General features: G+C 63.9%; 23 protein-coding genes and 1 pseudogene. 14 read left to right on the top strand and 10 right to left on the bottom strand.

Features of this window, described 5'->3' with window-relative positions:
- Positions 1–24 precede the first annotated feature (24 nt).
- From thiC to SOQ14_RS13905, 6 genes are all read left to right on the top strand, one after another.
- The gene (gene thiC, locus SOQ14_RS13930) at positions 25–1,896 is read left to right on the top strand and encodes a phosphomethylpyrimidine synthase ThiC (RefSeq protein ID WP_322898728.1); all 1,872 of its coding nucleotides are present in this window, start codon (positions 25–27) and stop codon (positions 1,894–1,896) included.
- A 650-nt stretch (positions 1,897–2,546) separates the two neighbouring features.
- Positions 2,547–3,443: a three-Cys-motif partner protein TcmP gene (tcmP, locus tag SOQ14_RS13925; RefSeq protein WP_322898727.1), complete on the top strand. Its 897-nt coding sequence runs from the start codon at positions 2,547–2,549 to the stop codon at positions 3,441–3,443.
- Positions 3,443–4,201 (top strand): DUF5131 family protein, encoded by a 759-nt coding sequence (locus SOQ14_RS13920; RefSeq protein WP_322898726.1) that lies wholly within the window; start codon positions 3,443–3,445, stop codon positions 4,199–4,201. Before tcmP ends, SOQ14_RS13920 begins: the two co-directional genes overlap by 1 nt.
- A 522-nt stretch (positions 4,202–4,723) precedes the next feature.
- Positions 4,724–4,936, top strand: a complete 213-nt coding sequence (locus tag SOQ14_RS13915; protein ID WP_322898725.1) for a cold-shock protein — start codon at positions 4,724–4,726, stop codon at positions 4,934–4,936.
- Between the two features lie 116 nt (positions 4,937–5,052).
- Positions 5,053–5,262 (top strand): hypothetical protein, encoded by a 210-nt coding sequence (locus tag SOQ14_RS13910; RefSeq protein ID WP_322898724.1) that lies wholly within the window; start codon positions 5,053–5,055, stop codon positions 5,260–5,262.
- A 107-nt stretch (positions 5,263–5,369) separates the two neighbouring features.
- Positions 5,370–5,723 (top strand): HPF/RaiA family ribosome-associated protein, encoded by a 354-nt coding sequence (locus SOQ14_RS13905; protein ID WP_322898723.1) that lies wholly within the window; start codon positions 5,370–5,372, stop codon positions 5,721–5,723.
- 13 nt (positions 5,724–5,736) lie between these two features.
- On the opposite strand, the gene SOQ14_RS13900 is transcribed toward SOQ14_RS13905, so the two are convergent.
- Positions 5,737–6,984: an FAD-binding domain-containing protein gene (locus SOQ14_RS13900; protein WP_322898722.1), complete on the bottom strand. Its 1,248-nt coding sequence runs from the start codon at positions 6,982–6,984 to the stop codon at positions 5,737–5,739.
- Positions 6,985–7,093: 109 nt separating this feature from the next.
- Between SOQ14_RS13900 and SOQ14_RS13895 the strand changes: the two genes are divergently transcribed.
- Together SOQ14_RS13895 and SOQ14_RS13890 are read left to right on the top strand one after the other, a co-directional pair.
- Positions 7,094–7,546 carry a COG3650 family protein gene (locus SOQ14_RS13895; RefSeq protein ID WP_322898721.1) on the top strand — a complete coding sequence of 151 codons (453 nt, stop codon included), beginning with the start codon at positions 7,094–7,096 and terminating at the stop codon, positions 7,544–7,546.
- A 136-nt stretch (positions 7,547–7,682) separates the two neighbouring features.
- Positions 7,683–7,982 (top strand): annotated as a pseudogene (locus tag SOQ14_RS13890) (GFA family protein); the annotation flags it as partial.
- A 23-nt stretch (positions 7,983–8,005) separates the two neighbouring features.
- On the opposite strand, the gene SOQ14_RS13885 reads toward SOQ14_RS13890, so the two are convergent.
- A complete protein-coding gene (locus tag SOQ14_RS13885) occupies positions 8,006–9,475 on the bottom strand; it encodes a S41 family peptidase (protein ID WP_322898720.1) in 1,470 nt (489 codons plus the stop codon).
- A gap of 261 nt (positions 9,476–9,736) precedes the next feature.
- Between SOQ14_RS13885 and SOQ14_RS13880 the strand changes: the two genes are divergently transcribed.
- Together SOQ14_RS13880 and SOQ14_RS13875 are read left to right on the top strand one after the other, a co-directional pair.
- Positions 9,737–10,324 (top strand): YbhB/YbcL family Raf kinase inhibitor-like protein, encoded by a 588-nt coding sequence (locus SOQ14_RS13880; protein WP_322898719.1) that lies wholly within the window; start codon positions 9,737–9,739, stop codon positions 10,322–10,324.
- 26 nt (positions 10,325–10,350) lie between these two features.
- The gene (locus SOQ14_RS13875) at positions 10,351–10,602 is read left to right on the top strand and encodes an SWIB/MDM2 domain-containing protein (protein ID WP_322898718.1); all 252 of its coding nucleotides are present in this window, start codon (positions 10,351–10,353) and stop codon (positions 10,600–10,602) included.
- A 42-nt stretch (positions 10,603–10,644) separates the two neighbouring features.
- On the opposite strand, the gene SOQ14_RS13870 is transcribed toward SOQ14_RS13875, so the two are convergent.
- The 3 genes from SOQ14_RS13870 to SOQ14_RS13860 are packed head-to-tail and all read right to left on the bottom strand — an operon-like array spanning position 10,645 to position 11,743.
- The gene (locus SOQ14_RS13870) at positions 10,645–10,878 is read right to left on the bottom strand and encodes a DUF3253 domain-containing protein (RefSeq protein WP_322898717.1); all 234 of its coding nucleotides are present in this window, start codon (positions 10,876–10,878) and stop codon (positions 10,645–10,647) included.
- Complete coding sequence (locus SOQ14_RS13865; RefSeq protein WP_322898716.1) at positions 10,875–11,288, bottom strand: DoxX family protein; 414 nt, start codon at positions 11,286–11,288, stop codon at positions 10,875–10,877. The genes SOQ14_RS13870 and SOQ14_RS13865 overlap by 4 nt, the downstream gene beginning before the upstream one ends.
- Complete coding sequence (locus SOQ14_RS13860; protein WP_322898715.1) at positions 11,288–11,743, bottom strand: cupin domain-containing protein; 456 nt, start codon at positions 11,741–11,743, stop codon at positions 11,288–11,290. The genes SOQ14_RS13865 and SOQ14_RS13860 overlap by 1 nt, the downstream gene beginning before the upstream one ends.
- Before the next feature lie 56 nt (positions 11,744–11,799).
- Here SOQ14_RS13860 and SOQ14_RS13855 point away from each other — a divergent pair, with 56 nt between their 5' ends.
- On the top strand, positions 11,800–13,107 hold the full coding sequence (locus SOQ14_RS13855) for a dipeptidase (protein WP_322898713.1): 1,308 nt from the start codon (positions 11,800–11,802) through the stop codon (positions 13,105–13,107).
- Here the strand turns inward: SOQ14_RS13855 and dapD are convergent.
- The 5 genes from dapD to SOQ14_RS13830 form a co-directional block, all read right to left on the bottom strand.
- Positions 13,085–13,924 carry a 2,3,4,5-tetrahydropyridine-2,6-dicarboxylate N-succinyltransferase gene (gene dapD, locus SOQ14_RS13850; protein WP_322898712.1) on the bottom strand — a complete coding sequence of 280 codons (840 nt, stop codon included), beginning with the start codon at positions 13,922–13,924 and terminating at the stop codon, positions 13,085–13,087. The two genes, SOQ14_RS13855 and dapD, sit on opposite strands and share 23 nt — an antisense overlap.
- A 118-nt stretch (positions 13,925–14,042) precedes the next feature.
- On the bottom strand, positions 14,043–15,125 hold the full coding sequence (locus SOQ14_RS13845; RefSeq protein WP_322898711.1) for a phosphotransferase family protein: 1,083 nt from the start codon (positions 15,123–15,125) through the stop codon (positions 14,043–14,045).
- Entirely contained in the window at positions 15,125–16,213 is a 1,089-nt protein-coding gene (locus SOQ14_RS13840; protein WP_322898710.1) for a Zn-dependent alcohol dehydrogenase, read from the bottom strand. The genes SOQ14_RS13845 and SOQ14_RS13840 overlap by 1 nt, the downstream gene beginning before the upstream one ends.
- 109 nt (positions 16,214–16,322) lie before the next feature.
- A complete protein-coding gene (locus tag SOQ14_RS13835) occupies positions 16,323–17,663 on the bottom strand; it encodes an acyl-CoA dehydrogenase family protein (protein ID WP_322898709.1) in 1,341 nt (446 codons plus the stop codon).
- A gap of 78 nt (positions 17,664–17,741) precedes the next feature.
- Positions 17,742–19,250: an MFS transporter gene (locus SOQ14_RS13830; protein ID WP_322898708.1), complete on the bottom strand. Its 1,509-nt coding sequence runs from the start codon at positions 19,248–19,250 to the stop codon at positions 17,742–17,744.
- Positions 19,251–19,474: 224 nt separating this feature from the next.
- On the opposite strand from SOQ14_RS13830, the gene SOQ14_RS13825 reads away from it, so the two are divergent.
- Genes SOQ14_RS13825 through SOQ14_RS13815 form a run of 3 tightly spaced genes read left to right on the top strand, consistent with a single transcriptional unit; the run spans position 19,475 to position 22,220 of the window.
- A complete protein-coding gene (locus tag SOQ14_RS13825) occupies positions 19,475–20,668 on the top strand; it encodes an acyl-CoA dehydrogenase family protein (protein WP_322898707.1) in 1,194 nt (397 codons plus the stop codon).
- Between the two features lie 5 nt (positions 20,669–20,673).
- Positions 20,674–21,057, top strand: coding sequence for a PH domain-containing protein (locus SOQ14_RS13820; protein WP_322898706.1), 384 nt, complete (start codon positions 20,674–20,676; stop codon positions 21,055–21,057).
- 23 nt (positions 21,058–21,080) lie between these two features.
- Complete coding sequence (locus tag SOQ14_RS13815; protein WP_322898705.1) at positions 21,081–22,220, top strand: acyl-CoA dehydrogenase family protein; 1,140 nt, start codon at positions 21,081–21,083, stop codon at positions 22,218–22,220.
- The last annotated feature ends 66 nt before the right edge of the window (positions 22,221–22,286 follow it).

Genomic DNA, 22,286 nt, shown 5'->3' with positions numbered 1-22,286 from the left:
TCCGTCTTTGGAGAGAGAGCAGATATGGCCGACATCAACAGCCCCGTCGAGATTGGCGTCACCACTGGCCCGATCCGTGGCAGCCGCAAGGTCTATGTGGGCGCGCGCACCGGCAGTGGCATTCGCGTCGCGATGCGCGAGATCGATCTGGAGGGCGGCGAGCCGAGCGTGCGGGTCTACGACACCTCCGGCCCCTACACCGACCCCAACGCCCATATCGACATCAACGCCGGGCTCGCCCCGCTGCGCCGCGAATGGATCATGGCGCGCGGCGATGTCGAGGATTATCAGGGCCGCGAGGTCAAGCCCGAGGATAACGGCCAGCTCGGCCCGGATCGTTCGGGCGGCGTCCCGGGCTTCCCCAACGTCGTCAAGCGTCCCTTGCGCGCCAAGGCGGGGATGAACGTCACGCAAATGCACTATGCCCGGCGCGGGATCATCACGCCCGAGATGGAATACGTCGCCGAGCGCGAGAACCTCGGGCGCGAAATCGCGAAAGACCTGATCCGCGATGGCGAAAGCTGGGGCGCCGAGATCCCGGACGTCATCACCCCCGAATTCGTCCGCTCCGAAGTCGCGCGCGGCCGGGCGATCATCCCCTCCAACATCAACCACCCCGAGTCCGAGCCGATGGCCATCGGGCGCAACTTCCTCGTCAAGATCAACGCCAATATCGGCAATTCCGCCGTGGCGAGCGACGTCGCGCAGGAAGTCGACAAGATGGTCTGGGCGACCCGCTGGGGCGCGGACACGATCATGGACCTCTCGACCGGGCGCAACATTCACGACACCCGCGAATGGATTATCCGCAACTCGCCCGTGCCGATCGGCACCGTGCCGATCTATCAGGCGCTCGAGAAGGTCGGCGGCATCGCCGAGGAGCTGACCTGGGAGATCTTCCGCGACACGCTGATCGAGCAGGCCGAACAGGGCGTCGACTACTTCACGATCCACGCCGGCGTGCGCCTGCCCTACATCCCGCTCACCGCCAAGCGCGTCACCGGGATCGTCAGCCGCGGCGGATCGATCATGGCGAAGTGGTGCCTCGCCCACCACAAGGAGTCCTTCCTCTACGAGCACTTCGACGAGATCACCGAGATCATGAAGGCCTATGACATCGCCTATTCGCTGGGCGACGGGTTGCGCCCCGGCTCAATCCGCGACGCCAATGACGAAGCCCAGTTCGCCGAGCTCTACACGCTGGGCGAACTCACCAAGCGCGCCTGGGAACAGGACGTGCAGGTGATGATCGAAGGCCCCGGTCACGTGCCGATGCACAAGATCAAGCAGAACATGGAAAAGCAGCTCGAAGCCTGCGGCGAGGCGCCGTTCTACACCCTCGGGCCGCTCGTCACCGATATCGCGCCGGGATATGACCACATCACCAGCGGCATCGGCGCGGCGCAGATCGGGTGGTATGGCACCGCGATGCTCTGCTACGTCACGCCCAAGGAGCACCTCGGCCTGCCTGACCGGGACGATGTGAAGGTCGGCGTGGTGACCTACAAGCTCGCCGCCCACGCCGCCGACTTGGCCAAGGGCCACCCGGCCGCACAGGTGCGTGACGATGCGCTGTCGAAAGCCCGCTTCGAGTTCCGCTGGCGCGACCAGTTCAACCTGTCATTGGATCCCGAAACCGCCGAGCAATACCACGACCAGACGCTGCCTGCCGAAGGCGCGAAGTCGGCGCATTTCTGCTCGATGTGCGGGCCCAAGTTCTGCTCGATGAAGATCACGCAGGAAGTGCGCGACTTCGCCGCCAAGCAGAACGCCGGGATCGAAACCTTTGTCGCCAGCGAGGCCGAGGCTGAGAAGGGGATGGCGGAAATGAGCGCCAAGTTCCGCGAAGTCGGCAACCAGCTCTACGTCGGTGCGGGCGACCGCGAGCACGATTGAGGCGCACCTTTAGCCCCCTCCGTTTCAAAGGAGGGGGTTGGGGGTGGTTACACGCCGTAAGGCCTGCTTGTCCCTTCCCCGAGGGGAAGGGGCGGGGATGTGGGCTCACAGCCGTATGTGCAGAGCCCCTGATCTCCCCTCCCCGCGGGGAGGGGTAGGGGTGGGGGCTCCACGCGTCCGGGCAGGCGCGGCTGATGCGAGGCGCTGGCGCTTACCCGCGCCGGGGCGGGTTCACGCAGAGACGCAGAGAAACAAGGGAGACGCAGAGGGGGACGTGCCCTGCTGCGTGCGCTGTGCTTTGGACAGTTTCGCGCCAAGCCGCCAAAAGGCCAAGCGGCAGCGCCGGGTCGCGCCCTTTTTCTCCCCTCCCCGCTGGGAGGGGGAGGGGGTGGGCTCTCCACGCCGAGTGGGGAGAGCAAGGGATTGGAGGCCGAACCCCCATCCCTAACCCGTTGACGCTGCGCGTCAGCTTCGCTGCCCCCTTGGGAAAGGGGGCTATGGTCAATCCTCCCCAAGGGAGGCCTGTCTTGAGCTGGACGAAGGAGGAACCACCCGCAGGGTGGTGGAGGGGCAGGCGCGCTTGATCCAAAAAGAATTGAATTTATTGCATTTTTCAGTATCGTTGTCCCTCTGCTCGAAGGGGGTGGGCTATGGTCGCGCAGTCATTTGGAGACGAGTACACGAAGCAGAAGCTTCAGACGGTTGAGCGATACTTGAAACCCTATGCCACAGCTCTGAACGACAAGTTCAAGCTGCTTTATGTCGATGCATGTGCTGGCTCTGGTGCATCTATTCCGAAGTCCGCCACGAAGGCAGAGGCAGAGGATGCACAGCAGGCGCTGGAAGGATTCGGCAGACCCGTTCTTGATAGCGATCAGATCGTGATTGGGTCAGCCCTTAGGGCCCTATCCATCAATCCGCCATTTCATCGATACCTTTTCAACGATCTAGATCGCAAGAACGTACAGTCATTAATGGAGGCAATTGACGGCCGGTTTGCACACCTAAAAGACCGCATCACGACGACGAACCTTGATGCGAACGACATGCTTCGACAGATGGCTGCGTCCTACGATTGGAGAGAAACCCGAGCTGTGGTTTTCCTCGATCCCTTCGGCTTGCAGATTAGATTCGAGACCCTGGAGATTCTGGCTCAAACTCGCGCGATCGATCTGTGGTATCTGGTTCCCGTTTTCGCCATGTACCGTCAAGTGTCTGGCGACGGCGAGATAAACCCGGATGGTGGACCTAGGGTTGACGCAGCGTTGGGTACAACGGCGTGGCGCGACGGTGCTGTAAAGGTTGAGCCTGTGGCAAACGACCTCTTCGAAGCTGAGCGTTTCAAGACCAAGCGGGCCATGGATATCCACGCCTTTGAGATGTTCGCGAAAGAGAGGCTCGCGAGTGCGTTCGGTGGGCGTGTATTGGACAAAACCTTGCCTCTCGGTAAGAACGGGGTTCATTATTTTTCTCTTATGTTTGCTTGGGCGAACCCCGAACCGAAAGCGGAGTTGGCAGCCAAGCTTGCCAAGGCGGTTCTCAAGTAATGGGCAGCCAATCAGACATCGAATGGACGGACGTCACCTGGAACCCGGTTGCGGGGTGCAGTGTCGCGTCTGCCGGATGCACCAATTGTTACGCCATGCGGATGGCAGCGCGTCTCGAAGCCATGAGCCATCCCAAATATCTAGGCACTACCCGCAAAAGCGGCGGTCGATACGTTTGGACCGGCAAGGTGAACTTAGACGAGGGCAGCCTTTCCGCGCCGCTTGAATGGCGGAAGCCGAAGCGCATTTTCGTCAATTCCATGTCGGACCTGTTCCATGCCGATGTGCCGGATGCATTCATCAAACGCGTCTGGGATGTGATGCTGGCCTGTCCGCAGCACCATTTTCAAGTTTTGACCAAACGACCGGATCGCATGGCCGATCTTTTCGCGCTTGGCCTGATCCAGCCGCAAACCCACATATGGGTCGGAACATCAGTTGAGAGTGACGAAGTTGTCGAACGGATTGCCCACTTGCGGGCAATCAAGCAGTCTACGCTTTTCGTTTCCTTCGAACCCTTGATCGGTCCGATTAACGAGGTCGACTTGCGCGGCATTCATTGGGCGATTGTTGGGGGAGAATCCGGGCCTCGTGCCCGATTTATGGAAGCGGCATGGGTCGAACGCCTTTTTGAAATCTGCCGTCGCGATGACGTTGCATTCTTTTTCAAGCAGTGGGGCGGTCGCAACAAGAAGGCGACGGGGCGGGAATTGCACGGCAAAACCTACGACGAATACCCTCTCGAGCTTGAGCCTTAACCCCCCTTTCCTACACCCCCACCCTGCATCATCCTCCCACGATGACCCGCGCCCACACCCCTCGCTCGCCCCGCACCGCGTCCGGCGCGCCCACCGATCCTGTCGGAAGGCAGGTTTTTCTGTCCAAGACAGTGTCTCAATTGTCTCCAACAGAAAGCCTGGAGGCGGCTTGGCTGAACGCGCGCGGCATCAGCGCTTTGGACGACTCGCGCGCAACCGCCGCGTCCGAACCGCGCCGAAGGGGCAAGACGGGCGTTCGGCACCCGCTCCCCCACCGCCCCGCAAACCGGGCCTTGCGGGCACGATTAGGTCATCGGGCAAAGCTGTGCTACATACTGTGCCGCTGACGTCGAAATTTGCGACGGACTTCGAAATTTGCGCCTCGCCGCTTGCCCCTTGGCTTCCGTGCCACCCGGCCCCGGCGTTAACCAGACGACGACTTCCTTTCATCGGACGATACGACGCACGTCCCACCCGCATGTCGTTGGTGGGCAACCCACTCGTTCTTGAAAGGAACGCATCATGGCCAAGACTGGCACCGTCAAATTCTTCAATTCCGACAAGGGCTATGGCTTCATCCAGCCGGATGATGGCTCGCCCGATAGCTTCGTGCACATCACTGCCGTGCAGGCAGCGGGCATGCACTCGCTCGATAAGGATCAGCGCCTCAATTACGATCTCGAAAAGGGTCGTAATGGCAAGGAAAGCGCGATCAACCTGTCTTCGGCAGGGTAATTCCGCATCGGGATGGGAAGCGCGTGCGCCTCGGGCCGTGCGCTTCCCGCCTGTTGTGACGAGAATACTGCCTCACCCGGATTTTCCTCTCTCTCCCATCCAAAGGCCCGCGCATCATGCTTCACACCTATGAATTTTGCAGCGAGCGGGCCGACGAAGCGCAGGCGCTCGCGCATGCCGCGACGCTCGATAATGTCCGCCAGCGCGAATTGCGCTCGGAAAAGAGCTGGCGCGGGCTGGCCGAACTGGCGCGCAACGCTGCCGAAGGGCGCGTCAAGGCGGATCGCGAACGCGCCGAACGCCGCGCTGCCGAGGCTGCCGTCTAGCTTCAGCCTGCGTGCCATCCGGCTCATCCGATTTCGCTGGAAACCGGAGGGCGGGCTGCCCATATTCCTCTTGGGCAACAGAAAATCATAAGAGAGGAGACACGCCCATGAGCATGCTGCAATTCCAGTTCAACACCGATTCTTCGGTGATGGGAACCGAGGAGGTCGCTGCCCGCATCGAAAATCAGGTGCGTCACCGCCTTGCGCGGTTCGAAGACCGGCTGACCCGGGTCGAAGTCCACGTCACCGATGTCAACGGGCGCAAGCACGGTGCGGATGACAAGCATTGCATGATCGAGGCCCGGCCGCGTGGCGGCAGGCCGATCAGCGTGACCAGCAAGGCGGCCGATGTCGATGCCGCGGCGCGGATTGCAGCGGGCACCATGGCGGAACGGCTGGAACGGGTGTTCGGCAAGGCCGAGCGCCACCGCCACGATCCCTCGCCTGACAAGGTGATCTGATCGCGCGGGCGGGCTAGCCGGCGGCGAGCACGCTGCCGGTGATCCCGCAAGCGCCGAGCACGGTCTCGATCTGCTTGCTCACGCCGAAAAATCCGGCGCGGGCATGCGGCCAGGTCGCCCGCGACAGCGCGGGCAGGATGGTGACGATCCGGCCCTGCGCGGCGAAGGCGGCAAGTTCCGGCCACAACTGGTCGCGCGTCCAGCCTTGCGGAAGATAGGGTACCGCGATCCGCGCGATGTTCTGGCACGCCAGCATATCCGCAAGATGCATGCCCGAGGGCCAGGTCGCCGCGGCGCAGCCGTATCGGGTGCTTGCCTCGGCAACCCCGCTTGCCACCGCGCCATGGGCAAAGGCCTGCGCGCGCGGTGCAGCTCCGCCTGGCGAGCGCGCGCCCGATCGCGTCGCCCCGATCACCAGCGCGGGCACGCCCGGCAGGTCGAGCGGCGCGGCATGGGCCGCCTCGTCATGCAGCAGCAGGGCGAAAGGCTCGCTCAGATCGGCAGCACTGATCGGCCCCGGCAAATCGAGCGCTACCCGCTGATGATCGGCCGGCTCTTCGAGCGGTGCGGCATCGTCGGCCAAGCCCGGCGCGGCCAGCGGCCCTTGCGGGTGCTGCGCGGTGTAGCGCGCAATATTGTCGGCCCGTGCAAGGTAGTGCTTGCCCTTGGTGTGCAGCCCGCCGACCCAGCGCCACGACAAGGTGTTCGAGGCGGCATCCCCATCGATCAGATGCTTCAGGAAGAAATCAGCGCCGAGGTGCCAATCAAGCCGCAAGGTGAAGATCCAGATGCTGGCAAACCACATCCGCGCATGGTTGTGCAGATAGCCGGTTTCGACCAACTCGTGCGCCCAGTGATCGAAGGCCGCGATCCCGGTGCGTCCCTCGGTCGCCTGCGCATAGGCGGTACGCAGCCCGGCATTGGCTTCGAGCGCGGCCAGCGCGCGGTCACGCCCGGCGCGATAGCTCGCCCAGATCGAAGGCCGCTGTTCGAGATAGCCCTTGAAATAGACCCGCCAGAACACCTCGGCGATGAACTTTTCGGCAGCACGCGGCGAATGCTGGCCGAGCACCGCATCCACCACCTCGGCTTCGCCGAGCAGCCCGGCATGGAGCCACGGCGATAAGTGCGAGACATGGCGCCGCGGCGTATCCCCGCCCCCTTCATCGCTGTTGCGATGCTCGCTGTAGAAGCGGCCGGCACGAGGCAGGAATTCGGCAAGCCGGGCAAGACCGGCGGCGCGGGTCGGTTCGCAGTGCATGGGGCTTGAAACCGCTGCCATGGCGAGTGGTTCCAGCGTCGCTTGTAAGGGGGTGACAGGGCTTGGCGGGGCGCTAGATTGGCGCCCTGACTGAAGGGGAGACATTACCATGCCACTGCCAGCGCGGCCCATCCATGCTCTTACCGCAGCGCTTGCGTGCACGGCCTTGCTGGCCGCCTGCGCGCCCCAGGCCGATGACGGCGCGACGACCGAACAGACCAAGCCGTTCGATGGCATTGCTGCCGATGAGATCATCACCCTGTCGGGCACCGAACCCTTCTGGGGCATGACGATCGACAAAAGCGTCGCCACCTACACCACCCCGGATAATCCTGATGGCAGCGTGTTCGAGGTCAGCCGCTTTGCCGGCAACAGCGGGCTGGGCTTTTCCGGCAAGCTGGCGGGGGCCGATGTCGCCATCACCGTCACCCCGGGCGCATGCAGCGACGGGATGAGCGATCGCAGCTATCCCTTCACCGCCACGGTCAAGCTGGGCGAAGATAACCTCAACGGGTGCGGCTATACCGACAAGCAGGGCTTCACCGGCGACGCCGCACCCTGAGACGCGCGAAGGGAAGGGGGGAAAGATCATGAGTCACACCGGGGGCTGCCTGTGCGGCAAGATCCGCAACGCCTTCCACGCCGAGCCGCTGTTATGCGTCACCTGCCACTGCAAGAATTGCTAGCGGCAGGCGGGCAGCGCGCTGTCGATCATCATTGGTGTGCCCGAAGGCGCGGTGGAAGTGACCGGCGCGCTGACGACCTATCTCGACAAGGGCGATAGCGGCGCGACGGTGCAGCGCCAGCTCTGCAACACCTGCGGCTCGCCGGTGTTCTCGCGGATCGAAAGCCCGCCGGGCATGCTCTTCATCAAAGCGGGCACGCTGGATGACACCACCGGGCTCAACCCGGCTTGCCACTGCTATACCAAAAGCAAGCAGGACTGGGTGGAACTGGGCAATATCCCTGCCTTCGCCACGGTGCCCGAAGGGATGTGAAGCCACCCCTTCGGGCCGTTGGATCAGAACAGACCGGGCAGTTCGATCTGGGCCGCGCTCGGCGCGCGTGACATCAGCATGTCGCGGCTCTGCTGCATTTCCCACATCGCACCCGTGCTGCTGACAATCGGGGTACAGGTCCGCCCGGCAAGGAAATCGAGCGCGGTGCGGATCGAAGCCTCGTTCGGATCGCCCAGCGGCGCGCTGATATCATCATTGGCGCGGCAGGTGTTGGGCATGATGCTGGCGAGGCCATTGAAGTAATCGCCGCGGCCATTGGCATCGACCGTCTGGAAGCTGACCGGGCGCACCCGCAGATCGCATTGCGCGAAATCGAAAGCGGCCTGACCCACCGGCTTGCCGAAGGTGTTGGTGCCGATCAGCGCGATGTTGTTGCCCACGTAGGGAAGCAGCGAGTTGATCACGATTTCGCTGGCCGAGGCCGAAGCGCCGGTGGTGATGAAGGCGATGCGGGTAGGATTGATGGCATTGGGTTCAGCCAGGGTGTTGCGCGAACGGTTCTGCGCTTCCTTTTCCGGACGCCACACGACCCGGGCCCACAATTGCCCGACCCGCCCAGCGCTGAGCAGGTCGCCAAGGATATCCGCGCTCGATGTCAGACCCCCGCCATTATAGCGCAGGTCGACGATGATCTGGGTCACGCCCTGGCTGCGGAACTGGCCAAAGGCTTCGCGCATCTGGCGCTGGGCATCCTCGACAATGAAGGTGCGCAGGTTGAGATAGCCGACGCGCGTGCCGCCATTGTTGAGCACGAGCGCGCCATAACGATCCGAGACCGGATCAAGCGCGAAATCGGCCTTGGTGATGCTGCGCTCGGTCACGGTGCCGCCGCGCGGCCGGAATTGCAGCACGCGGGTGACGCCCGCATCATTCGGCCCCAAGGCGTTCGAGACCGCTTGTGCGCCGCCCGAGGCAAACAGGCTGGCCACGGTTTGCAGATTGGCCGAGGTGGTGCCGATCGCAAGGATTTCGGTCCCGCGATCAAGCCCGGCCGCAAAGCCTGGCGAACCTTCATAGCCTTCGACCACAAACAGCCGTCCGGCCGAGGAATCAAAGCCAAGCCGCACGCCGAAACCGGCGCTCGATCCGCTTTGGATGAGAGCGGTTTCTTCGGCGATCGAGGTCGCAAAGGTGAAGCCGCGGTCGCGGTTCTGGGCGCGCGCCGGGGCCACACGCGCATCAATGAAGCTTTGCAGCGTGGTGAAGTCCGCCGGGTTCACATTGGCCAGCAGATTGGGGAAGAGATACCATTCGTTGAGCAGGGCGTTGACGGCATCCTGCTGCGAGCGCAGCGAACAGGCCGTCGAAGTCGGGGTCGGGCTGGGTGTCGGAGTGGGGCTGGGGCTGGGGCTGGGTGTAGCGATCGGCGGCGTACTGCCGGAACCCGAACCATCGCCACCGCCGCAGGCGACCAAAGCAAGGGCGAGCGCGGAAACCAGCGCCCGGGGATCAGAAAGGCGTGCAATCTTCATGTTTTTGCCAGCTCCGGGGGAAAGTGATTCATACAGGAGGACGGGAGTTGGAAATTGCGTGTTTCCAATATCTTGATGATGCCCAAGAGCAATGCCGGGCGCAAGCGCATCATGCAGCAGAGAGGAGAAAAATTCTTCTCTCCAAGGCATTTTTTGTGCCGAACTGCGCAGTTTTCCGCAGAAACCGGCACAAAAGCGCCTCTCCTCTCTCGTCTCGGGCGCGGCTTGGGACTAGCACTGTGGGTATGAACGGACAGAATCATGCCTGATTTTCCGGCGTTTCTCGCCGCCGCCTTGCCGCCCGTTGCGCGTCATGCCGGATTGGCGATTGCGCGGTTGGGTTCGGCCGCCACTTTCGCGCGCGGCGGATTTGCACTCACCAGCCCGGCTTTCCGGGCGGGCGAAGAACTCGATCCCAGCTTTACCGCCGAGGAAGAGGACGCGGTTGCCCCGCCGCTCGAATGGAGCGCACCGCCCGCTGGCGCGCAAGAGCTCATCGTCATTGTCGAGGAAACTTCGACCACCGCGGCCGAACCGGCCTGCCACTGGTTGGTGTGGGGGCTCGCCGGACAACGCGGCAAACTGCTCGAAGGCGAAGTTCCGCCGCGCACCGGCAAGAACGCGCGCGGCAATTCCGACTGGCTCCTGCCCGCGCCCGCCGCGGGCGAGCAGAAGCATTTTGTGTTCCAGATTTTTGCAAGCGAACTCCCGCTCATTCTGATGCCGGGAGCAAGCCGCGCCGATCTCATCGCCGCGCTGGAGGGGAATGTCACCGCCTGCGCGTTGCTCTATGCACCTTTCACCGGCTCATCCGAGGATGACTGGGAGGATGATGAGGATTTGCTATAAGATTTCGTACAAGTAGGGAGAATACCATGGCTACGAAAACCAATGCACTGCAAAAGCCAGTGCAACTGTCTGCCGACCTCGAGGCGGTGATTGGCAAGGGTCCGATGACCCGCGCCGAAGTGACCTCGAAGGTGTGGGAATACATCAAGGCCAATGGCCTGCAGGACACCAAGGACAAGCGCCAGATCAATCCCGATGCCAAGCTCGGCGCGGTGATCGGCAAGGATCAGATCTCGATGTTCAAGATGACGGCTGCCGTCTCCAAGCATCTGAGCTGAGCGTGACGGGCGCTGCAAGGCGTCCGTGCCGTTCTCCACGCATCAGCGGCGCGCGATCCGGTTGGGTCCGCGCCGCTTTTGCATGGGAACGCCCTTCCAGCTAAGCGTGATGGCGCCCGCTTGGACGAGCGCATCCACGGCGCTATGGACGGTATCCATCTGCGCGCGCCAATCCCCTTGCGGGCCCGCGAGATAGCGGGCTGCCTCGCTCGGGCAGGCGGTTGCACCCGCTGCGCGCCGGGCAAGGACAGCGAGGATCGCGTCCTCGGCGTTCATGCCGCAGGCGCGCGGCGGCGCAGCGGCAGGCAATCCCCCACCCACAGCGCAAGCCCGATAATCGCAGGCTGCGCGAACATCCGCGGGATGTGATAGCCAAGCCCCAGCCCGCCGTCCGCGCGGGCCATATCGATGATGAAATGATTGATATTGGCGGGCCAGACACATAGCGCATAGAGCGCAAGGCCCCAACCCGCCCAGCGCCGCAAACGCGCGGAAAACGGCTGGATCAGTCCCAGCGCACCCGCGATTTCCGCTACTCCGGTCAGCAGCACCACCGCCTCGGGCGCGGGCACGAAAGACGGCATGATCGTGAGGAAGGGCGCCGGCCGGACGAGGTGGATCACTCCCGCCAGCGCGTAGAACAGCGCAAGCACCCAGCGCAGGATGGGACGGGCCGCGGCGCGCATCACAGTGCCGCCCCCGGTTCCCAACCGGCCGGGGCCAGTGTGAAGCCGGCAAATTCGAAGCCGGGCACGACGATGCACGACACCAGCGAATAGCCCGCATCACCCGTGCCCGCAGGCCGGGTGGCCTGCCATGCACCCTTGGGGACAAGACCCTGCAAACGCTCGCCCGCCGCGATATCGCCGCCCAGCAGGATCGTCTCGGCAGGCCCGGCATCGCGCAGCGCAATCCGCAAGGCGAGCGGATCGCCGCCCTGCCACAGCCACAATTCATCGGCGTCAACACGGTGCCAATGCGAGGCTTCGCTCGCCTTGAGCAGGAACAGGATCGCGGTGCCGCCCGCGCGCGTCTCGTCTGCGGCAGGGGCGCGCCATGTCTCGCGGTACCACCCGCCTTCCGGGTGGGGCGAAAGGCCCAATTGTTCGATGAGGGTTTGCGCGCTATCGCTCGGTTTCATCGCAATTCGTGCCTTTCCGCGGCGTTTGTGCCGCCTTACCGGGAGTTTCGATCGTCATGCAAGCCATCCGCCCGCGCGCCGCCCTGGCCTTCACTCTCGCGCTGGTGCTGGCAGCCCCCGCCGGGGCGCAGCGCATCAGCGAGGAACAGGCTGCCGCCACCGCGCGCGCCGCGCTGGAAGCTGCCCCGGTGTTCGACGGGCACAATGATGCCCCCGGCCAGCTGCGCTCGCGCTTCAACAACCAGATCAATGATGTCGATTTCACCAACACGCTCAACACCGCTGATCCGGCGACCGGGGGCGGCGCGATGCACACCGATCTCACCCGGCTGAAAGCCGGCAAGGTCGGGGCGCAGTTCTGGTCGGTCTATGTGCCGCACAATAATGACGAAGCGGCGGCCGTGCAGCAGACCATCGAGCAGATCGATGTCACCAAGCGCCTGATCGCGCGCTATCCTGCCGACATGCGCTATGCCGAAACCGCCGAGCAGGTTGAGGGCGCGATGGCAGAAGGGCGGATCGCTTCGCTCATCGGCATGGAGGGGGGCTATTCGATCGGCTCGAACCTTGGCGTGCTGCGCCAGTTCTACGCGATGGGCGCACGCTATATGACGCTCACCCACAACAGCAACACCCCCTGGGCCGATGCCGCGACCGATGCCCCCAAGCACAATGGTCTGACCGATTTCGGCAAGGATGTGGTGCGCGAGATGAACCGCATCGGCATGCTGGTGGATCTCAGCCATGTCAGCGAAAAGGTGATGCATGATGCGCTGGACGTAGCGCGCGCACCGGTGATCTTTAGCCATTCGGGCGCGCGGGCGGTGGCCGGCCACGCGCGCAATGTGCCCGACAGCGTGCTCGCCCGCCTGCCCGAAAATGGCGGGGTGGTGATGGTGGTGGCGCTGCCGCGCTTCATCAACGAGACCTTGCGCCAGTGGGACGCGCGCCGCACGGGCGAGATCGCGCGGCTGCGGGTTGAACACCTCGGCAATCCCGCAGCGGCCGATGCGGCTTTCAAAGCATGGCTCGCTGCCAATCCCGAACCCAAAAGCCAGTTGACCGACGTGGCCGATCACATTGATCACATCCGCAAGGTCGCGGGGATCGAGCATATCGGCATCGGCGGCGATTATGACGGCATGCCGTCAGGCCCGGTGGGGATGGAGGATGTCAGCGGCTATCCCGCGCTGTTCACCGAATTGGCGCGGCGCGGCTATTCGCAGGTCGAACTCGAACTGATTGCCAGCCGCAACATCATGCGGGTGATGCGTGCCGCCGAAGCCTATGCGCGCAGTGTCGCCGATCAGCCCCCGATCGAGAGTGTGATCGGCGGCTCGATCAGTCCCGCAGCAGCTCGTTGATCCCGGTCTTGGAACGGGTCTGTGCATCGACAGTCTTGACGATCACCGCGCAGTAGAGGCTCGGCCCCGGCGTGCCATCGGGCAGCGGCTTGCCGGGGAGTGAGCCGGGGACGACCACCGCATAGGGTGGCACTTCGCCCATGTAGACCTTGCCCGTCGCGCGGTCGACGATCTTGGTCGATGCGCCGAGATAGACGCCCATCGACAGCACCGCGCATTCGCCGACGCGTACCCCTTCTGCGACTTCGGCGCGCGCGCCGATGAAAGCGCCATCGCCGATGATCACCGGCCCGGCCTGAAGCGGTTCGAGCACGCCGCCGATCCCCGCGCCGCCCGAGAGGTGGACATTCTTGCCGATCTGCGCGCAGGAACCAACCGTCGCCCAGGTATCAACCATGGTGCCTTCGCCCACATAGGCGCCGATGTTGACGAAGCTCGGCATCAGCACCGCCCCCTTGGCGATGAAGGCGCCGCGCCGCACCACCGCGCCCGGCACCGCGCGGAAACCGGCCTCGCGAAACGCGCCCTCATCCCATCCGGCAAACTTGAGCGGCACCTTGTCGAACGCCGGGGCCGAGGCGCAGCCGCCCGGCATCACCGCATTATCGTTGAGCCGGAAGGACAGCAGCACCGCCTTCTTGAGCCACTGGTTGACCTGCCAGCCGCCCTGGCCATCGGGTTCAGCCACGCGCGCCTTGCCGCTGTCGAGCAGCGCGAGCGCCTGTTCGACCGCTTCAGCCACGTCTTTGCTCGCCGGCGTGATCTCGGTGCGGTTTTCCCAAGCGGCGTTGATGGCGGTGATGAGGCTGTCGGTCATGCGGGTTCTCCGGCGGGCAATGGTGCCTGCGCGCCTAGCCGCGCCGGAGACACTCGGCAAGCGCGTGCTGCGCGCAAAATTGGCACGCATACGTAAACCCCGCAGGTCTGCCTAAATTTTAGGCAGGCATCCCGGCGGCTCTTGCAAAATCATAGGCCCGGTCCACCAGCGGGGCGACCCGTTCGCTCATCGCTTGTGCATGGGCAGAGGAAGCGGTGCCATCAATCACGCGCTTCTTGATACCCTGCATGATCCCGGCGAGCCGGAACAGGTTGTAGGCGAAATACCAGTCCATCGGCGGCACCGGAAAGCCGGTGCGCGCCACATAACGCGCTACGGCTTCTTCCTGCGACGGGATGCCGAGCGCGTCGAGATCAAGCCCCAGCAGGCCCGCACGGCCATCGGCCGGGTTGTGCCAGTTGAGCATGAGGTAGCTGAAATCGGCAATCGGATCGCCCAGTGTCGACAGCTCCCAATCGAGCACCGCAATGATGCGGGGTTCGGTTTTGTGAAAGATCACATTGTCGAGCCGGTAATCGCCGTGCACCACGCTGGAATGGTGCTGCGGCGGGATGGTTTCGGGCAGCCAGGCAATCAGCCGCTCCATCTTGGGCATCAGCTCGGTTTCGGAGAGCTTGTATTGCTTGGTCCAGCGGGTGATCTGGCGCGCGCAATAATCGGTCGGCTTGCCGTAATCGCCCAGCCCGATTGCGTCGGGCTTGTGGCGGTGAAGATCGGCCATGGTGTCGATCAGCGCGTGGTAGAGCGCGCGGCGATCGTCAGGCTCCATGCCGGGGAGCGCGCCGTTCCACAGCGAGCGGCCATCGGCCATGCTCATCACGAAGAACTTGGAGCCGATCACGTCCACATTCTCGCACAGGCCAAAGGTGCGCGGGACGGGGAAGCCGGTGGGGTAGAGCCCGGTCATCGCCGCATATTCGCGGTCGACCGCGTGGGCCGACGGGAGCAGCTTGCCGAAAGGCTGGCGGCGCAGCACGTAGGAGGCGCCGGGCGTGTCGATCCGGTAGGTCGGGTTCGACTGGCCGCCCTTGAACTTGGTGTAGCTGATCGGGCCTTGGAAGCCTTCGACATGGGCCTCGAACCAGCGGGTCAGCGAAGCGAGGTCGAGCGCGTCCTTCTCGGTCACGGCGACCGTGCCGACCATTTCCTTGTCGAAATCGATTGCGTTTGTTTCGGGCATCAGTCGAACACCACCACCGTGCGCGCAGAGTGCCCGGCGCGCATCGTGTTGAAGCCTTCGTTCACCTGATCGAGCGTGATCCGCTCGGCGATGATCGTGTCGAGATCGAGCAGCCCGCGCAGGTAGAAGTCGACAAGGCGCGGAAGGTCCACGGGGAAGTGGTTCATCCCCATGATCGCGCCCATCAGCTTCTTCCCGCCGAGCAGATCCATCGCGCCGAGGCCGACCTTGCAGTCGAGTGGCATCATGCCGAGGATCACCGCCGTGCCACCGCGCTTGAGCGAAGCGACCGCCAGATCGGCGGAAGCCTGACGGCCCACCGCCTCGATCCCCCAATCGACCCCGCCGCCCGCAATCGCGATGATCTGCTTGGCGGCATCGTCGGCCAGCGCGTCGACCGTGTGGGTCGCGCCCAGCACCTTGGCTAGCTCGCGCTTTTCAGGCAGCGGATCGGCGGCGATGATCTTGCCGGCACCGGCGATTTTCGCCGCGTTGATTGCGGCGAGGCCCACCCCGCCGCAGCCGACCACGAGCACGGTCTCGCCCGGCGTGACCTTGCAGGCGTTGAAGATCGTGCCCGCCCCGGTCGTCACCGCGCAGCCGAGCAGGGCGGCGCGATCGAATGGCATGGCCTTGTCGATCGACACGCAGGCATGTTCGTGGATCAGCATCTGTTCGCTAAGTGCTGAAAGATTGAGCATCTGGTTGACCGGCGAGCCATCGGCAAAGGCGATGCGCGAGGCATCGCCCTTCTGGCGCCGGGTGTCGCCGCCAAGGCACAGCGCCATGCGGCCGGTGACGCAGAATTCGCAATGTCCGCAAAAGGCGCTGAGGCAGGAGACCACGTGATCACCCGGCTTCACCGTGCGCACTTCCGAGCCGACCGCGCGCACGATGCCTGCCGCCTCGTGCCCCGGAATGCAGGGCAGGGCGTGCGGATAATGCCCATCGATGAAGTGCAAGTCCGAATGACACAGCCCGCAGGCCTTGGTGTCGATCAGGACTTCGTGCGGGCCGGGTTCGGCATAGGTAACCTCCTTGATCGTGAGGCCCTGTCCCGGTTGTTCAAGGATGGCGGCTTTTGCCATGAATCAATTCTTCCGTTCGGTTCGAGCGAAGTCGAGAACCGTTCGTGCAAGCGTGTCTCGACTTCGCTCGACACGAACGGTCTTGGGTCACTGAGTCACCGCGCCCCTATCAACGAGCAACCCCCATGTCGCCCGAGCTGAAGCTCTGGCCGTCATTGGCAGCTGCCCGCCCGTGATCGCCGCGCAGCGCGTTGGCCGTCGGGCCTGGGCGCGGGGCGTGCTTGGCGAACTCCATATGCGCGATCGAACGGGCGTGGACTTCGTCCGGCCCGTCAGCGAGCCGCAGGGTGCGCTGGTGCGCATAGGCCGAGGCGAGACCGTAGTCTTCCGACACGCCGCCGCCGCCATGCGCCTGGATCGCATCGTCAATGATCTTGAGCGCCATGTTGGGCGCCTGCACCTTGATCATCGCGATTTCCTGCTTGGCCGCCTTGTTGCCGACCTTGTCCATCATGTCGGCCGCCTTGAGGCAGAGCAGGCGGGTCATGTCGATGTCGATCCGGGCGCGCGCCACGCGCTCTTCCCAGACCGAGTGCTTGTAGACCGGCTTGCCGAACGCCTCGCGTTCCTGCAAGCGGCGGCACATCTTGGCGAGCGCCTCTTCGGCAACGCCGATGGTGCGCATGCAGTGGTGGATGCGGCCCGGCCCGAGGCGGCCCTGCGCGATCTCGAACCCGCGCCCTTCGCCGAGCAGCATGTTCGAGACGGGGACGCGGACGTTGACCATCTCGACTTCCATGTGCCCGTGCGGGGCATCATCATAGCCGAACACCGGCAGGTGCCGCAGGATGGTGACACCGGGGGTGTCGATCGGCATCAGCACCATCGATTGCTGGGCATGGCGCTGGGCGCTGAAATCGGTCTTGCCCATCACGATCGCGATCTTGCAGCGCGGATCGCCAAGGCCCGAAGACCACCACTTGCGCCCGTTGATGACGTAGTGATCGCCGTCGCGTTCGATGCGCGTCTCGATGTTGGTGGCATCGGACGAGGCGGTGTAAGGCTCGGTCATGAGGAAGGCCGAACGGATCTCGCCGTTCATGATCGGGCGCAGCCATTCTTCCTTCTGCTCGCGCGTGCCGTAGCGGTGGAACACTTCCATGTTGCCGGTGTCGGGCGCGGAGCAGTTGAACACTTCCGAAGCCCAACCGATGCGGCCCATTTCCTCGGCGCACAGCGCATATTCGAGGTTGGTGAGGCCGGGGCCTTCGAATTCGAAGGTCTCATCCACGTGATGGTGGCTGTCATTGCGCGGCGGCATAAACAGGTTCCACAGGCCTTCCGCCTTGGCCTTGGCCTTCATTTCCTCGATGATCGGGATCACCTTCCAGCGTTCGCCTTCGTGCTCCTGCTTGAGGAAGGTTGCGTGGTTCGGGCGAATATTCGCCTCTATGAAATTGCGCACGCGATCACGCCAATAGGCCTGCCGTTCGGTGGGCTCAAAATCCATGGGGAGTTCCTCTCTCGTCCTTATTCGAAACCGAATCTGCCGCTAACCGTGGCAGACCATCGCCGACGCGCCAAGCTCTCATTTCGGCACAAGCGGCAGGGTGGGGGCAGCCAGAGCGGGGGGCTCCGGCTCTGTCGTGACAGCGTGGCGCGGGGCGCGCTGGCGCATGGCAGCGAGACGGGCGATGCGCGCCTCGTGCTCCTCGCGGCTGATCGGGAAACGCGCCAGCCACCATGCGGCGATCACCGCCAGCACCAGCATCGCGCCGCCATAGGACAGCAGCAGGTTGGTCAGCACGCTTTGCGGCACGCTGCCCGGCGCGGCATCAGGGGCAAGCTGGGAGAAGGCGATGATCTGCCCCGACAGGAAAATCCCCGCACCGGTCGCGCATTTCTGCACCAGCCAATTGCCCGAATAGAACGAGCCTTCGGCGCGCCGCCCGGTCCGTTCTTCAAAGGCCTCGACAATTTCGGCGATCATCGAGGTCGCTGAAACCAGCGAGATGATGCCAAGCCCGGTCGCGATCATGGCAAAGCCGAAGAACAGCACAGCCGAAAACGTGCTGCCGGGGGCGGGCCAGAACCCGAGCAGCAGCAGCGAATAGGGCACCATGCCAAGCAGCGTGCCGATCATCATCCCGAGCCCGGCCGCCTTGGCCTTGCCGATGCGCGCATGCAGCGGGCCGATGGCAACAAACATCAGCACCACCGCACCCAGCAGGATGAGGGGGAAGAACATCAACTGGCCGCGCGTCAATTGCATCACGAACAGATTGATATAATTGGTGATAGAGAAGTTGAGCCCCTGATGGATATAGGCCGCGAGGCCTCCGGCGGCGAAGATCAGGAAGGCCCGTTCGGAAAAGGCTTCGCGGATTTCGGCAAAGGCGCCCTTGATCGTGAACGGGTCCGGCTTGGTCGCAGGCAGACGCGCGACCAGCCGGTGCTGTCCGATGGCCGAGCCGATCACCGAAATCGCCATCAGCACCGCACCGAAGATCCCGAACGCGACATAGCCTTCGCGCTGGAGCAGGCCTTCCGGCCCCGGCATGAACACGGTGTAGGCGAGCACCATCATCGCCAGCCCGCCGATCCATCCGCCAAGGGCCCGATAGCGGAACAGGGTGGTGCGCTCGTCATAATCTACAGTGATTTCGGGCACGAGGCTGATCGAGGGCACTTCACAGGCCGATAGCAGCACGCGCACCGCAATTGCGATCGCCACAAGCCCGGCAAAGCTGGGCGCTTCGCCGGTCGGCGGGCTCCACATCATCACCCAGGCAAAGGCGAGCGGGATCGGTGCGGCGTAGAGCCACGGCAGACGGCGCCCCCAGCGGGTGTAGGTGCGATCCGACAGGTTGCCGAGGATCGGATCGACCACCGCATCGACCAACAGTGCAATCAGAAGCGCGAGGCTGACCAGCGCGGCATCCATGCCCAGAACCTGATTGTAGAAAATCAGCAGGAAAAAGGAAAAGCCGTTGTCCTTCACACCAAAGGCCACGGCGCCAAAGCCCTGAATCAGCTTGAGCCGCATCGGCAGCTTGCCCACGATCAAGCCGGCACCCGGTGCATGCGCTTCGCTCACGCGCGGCCCCTTGTGCTGGCGTGTGGCGCAGCGAATCCCGGCCCGGATAGTGGCAATGTCTCTCTCCTTGTCCTCACCGAAAGCCTAGGCGGATTAACCGATACGTCAATCAGCTCCGCTGTGACGCTACGGCATCCGCGCCGGGCATTTCGGCGCTTGCAGGGGCAAGTGAAATGACGATAACGTAAGCGTCAAGTGAGAGACCTGAGAGAGGAGAATCGGTGATGGCCGATCTAGAGACTTTCCGCGCTGAGACCCGCAGCTGGCTTGAGGCAAACTGCCCGCCCGAAATGCGCGAGCCCGTGCGTGACGAAAGCGATATCTACTGGGGCGGCCGCCGGGCCACCTTCAAGAATGATGCCCAGAAGGCGTGGCTCGAAGCCTGCGTCGCCAAGGGCTACACCGTGCCGGCATGGCCCAAGGAATATGGCGGCGCGGGGCTTTCCCCGGCCGAAGCCAAGGTGCTGCGCGAGGAAATGGGCCGCATCAACGCGCGCCCGCCGCTCTCGTCCTTCGGCATCTGGATGCTCGGCCCGGCGCTGCTGCATTTCGGCACCGAGGGGCAAAAGCAGCGCTTCCTCAATGAAATCGCGCGCGGCGAAATCCGCTGGTGTCAGGGCTATTCCGAACCCGGTTCGGGCTCGGACCTCGTCTCCTTGCAGACCTTCGGCGAGGACAAGGGCGATCATTGGGTGGTCAACGGCCAGAAGATCTGGACCTCCTACGCCGATCAGGCCGACTGGATCTTCTGCCTTGTCCGGACCGACAAGTCGGACAAGTACAAGGGCATCACCTTCATGTTCTACGACATGGCCAGCGAAGGGGTGTCGACCAAACCGATCCTGCTGATCAGCGGCAATTCGCCCTTCTGCGAAACCTTCTTCGACAACGTGAAGGTGCCCAAGTCCTATGGCGAGGATTGCCCGGCCTATGTGGGGCAGATCAACCGCGGCTGGGATGTCGCCAAGTACCTGCTCGGCCATGAGCGCGAGATGATCTCGGGCGCGGATGGCGGCGAGCGGCAGGCGGCAATCGGCGCTGCGATGAAGCGGCATTCGGCCAAGCTGGGCGATGAGCTCGACCCGGTGCTGCGCGCCGAGCTGGCGATGTTCGATGTCGACGCGCTGGCCTATGCCGCGATGGGTGAGAAGTTCCTCGACGAAATCAAGGTCGGCAAGGCGCATCCCGCGCAGCCCAACATGATGAAATATGCCGGGACCGAACTGAACAAGCGCCGGCATGAGCTGATGATGGCGGTCGGCGGTTCGCGCAGCCTGGAGTGGGACAGCGAGGAAACCGAAGGCGGCAAGCCGTCGCGCAGCTGGCTGCGGACCAAGGCGAACTCGATCGAGGGCGGCACGAGCGAGGTCATGCTCAACGTCATCGCCAAGCGCATCCTCGATCTGCCGGGTGCTTAAGGGCCATGACGCTTGCAGTCACTCTCCCTTCTCCGTTCATCGGAGGGGTCTTTCCCGGTAACGAGGCGAAGGGTGCAAAAACGATCGCACAGCTTGAAAGCCTGTTGCTGGTCGGCGAGACGATCGACTTTGCAACCGGCGGCGACGGGGGTGGTGCGCTGTTCACCAACAAGCGGCTGATCATCGTCAACGATGCCGGGCTGTTCAGCAAGCGATCGGTGGTGAGCTTCATCAAGGCCGCGGTGATCACAGCCGTCTCCATCGACGCGTCCTCTTTTCTTGAGGTGAAACTGGCAGGCCACGGATTTGGCGGCGCGCATCTGTTCTTCGATGCCGACCAGGACCCGTCCCGGATCTCCCGCTGGTGCGCTACCGCAATGGCGGACTGAACTCTCTTTCAAAGGTCGAAACGATGCCCCTTTATCACAACGAAGATCAGGCGATGCTCGCCGACACCGCGCGCGGGTTCATTGCCGAAGAAGGCAATATCGCCAAGCAGTTGCGCCATTGGCGCGACCGCAATTGCAAGGACGGCTTCGGCCACGCCCTGTGGAAGCAAATGGCCGAAATGGGCTTCACCGGGATGCTGGTGGACGAGGCCGACGGCGGGCTCGGCATGGGCCATGTCGAAGCGGGGATCGTGCTCGAGGAAATCGGCCGCAACCTCACGCCCTCGCCGTTCCTGACCTCATCCGTGCTGGCCGCGACCGCGCTGAAGCACGGCTCGGATGATCTGAAGGGCCGCTACCTGCCCGGTCTGATCGCGGGTGACAGCGTGTTTGCCGTCGCGATCGACGAGACCGCCAAGCACCGCCCGCAGCGCATCGCCACCCGCGCCGAGAAATCGGGCAACGGGTTCAAGCTCACCGGCGCCAAGAGTTTTGTCATCCACGGCGCGAGCGCCGACATGATCGTGGTCGCCGCGCGCACGTCGGGATCGGACGAGGACGCCGACGGCATCACGCTGTTCGCTGTGCCCAAGGATGCGGCGGGCATGAGCCATGACAGCGTGCGGCTGGTCGATTCCTCGATGGCGACGCACACCAAGTTCGACGGGGTCGAGCTGGATGGCGATGCCGTGATCGGCGAGATCGACGGCGGGCGCGCCGTGCTTGATGCCATGCTGATGGCGGGCCGGGTCGGCGCGGCGGCAGAAGGCGTCGGCGTCGCACGCGGCGCGATGGACATGACCGTCGATTACCTCAAGCAGCGCAAGCAATTCGGCAAGCTGATCGGCGAGTTCCAGGCGCTCCAGCACCGCGCCAGCCACCTCTATTCCGAAGTCGAGATCGCCCGCGCGGCGACCATCAAGGCGCAGCAATTGCTCGATGCAGGCGCGCCGAGCGCCGATCTGATGGCGAGCGTCGCCAAGGCCAAGGTTGCCAAGACCGCGCGGCTTGCGGTGCAGGAAGGCGTGCAGATGCACGGCGGCATCGGCATGACCGACGAATACGACATCGGCCTCTACATGAAGCGCGACCGCGCGTTGGCCGAGTTCCTCGGCGATGCCTATTTCCACGCCAACCGTGTGGCGGAATTGAGCGGGTATTGACCATGCCCCCGCCCCGGGCTTGACCCGGGGCCCCGCTATTCTACCGCGGCGGGCAAGAAGTGAGCG

Source organism: Erythrobacter epiphyticus (assembly GCF_034653295.1).
Lineage (GTDB): Bacteria > Pseudomonadota > Alphaproteobacteria > Sphingomonadales > Sphingomonadaceae > Erythrobacter.
Note: the sequence above shows the minus strand (reverse complement) of the source record. Positions and strands in the feature narration are given on the sequence as shown.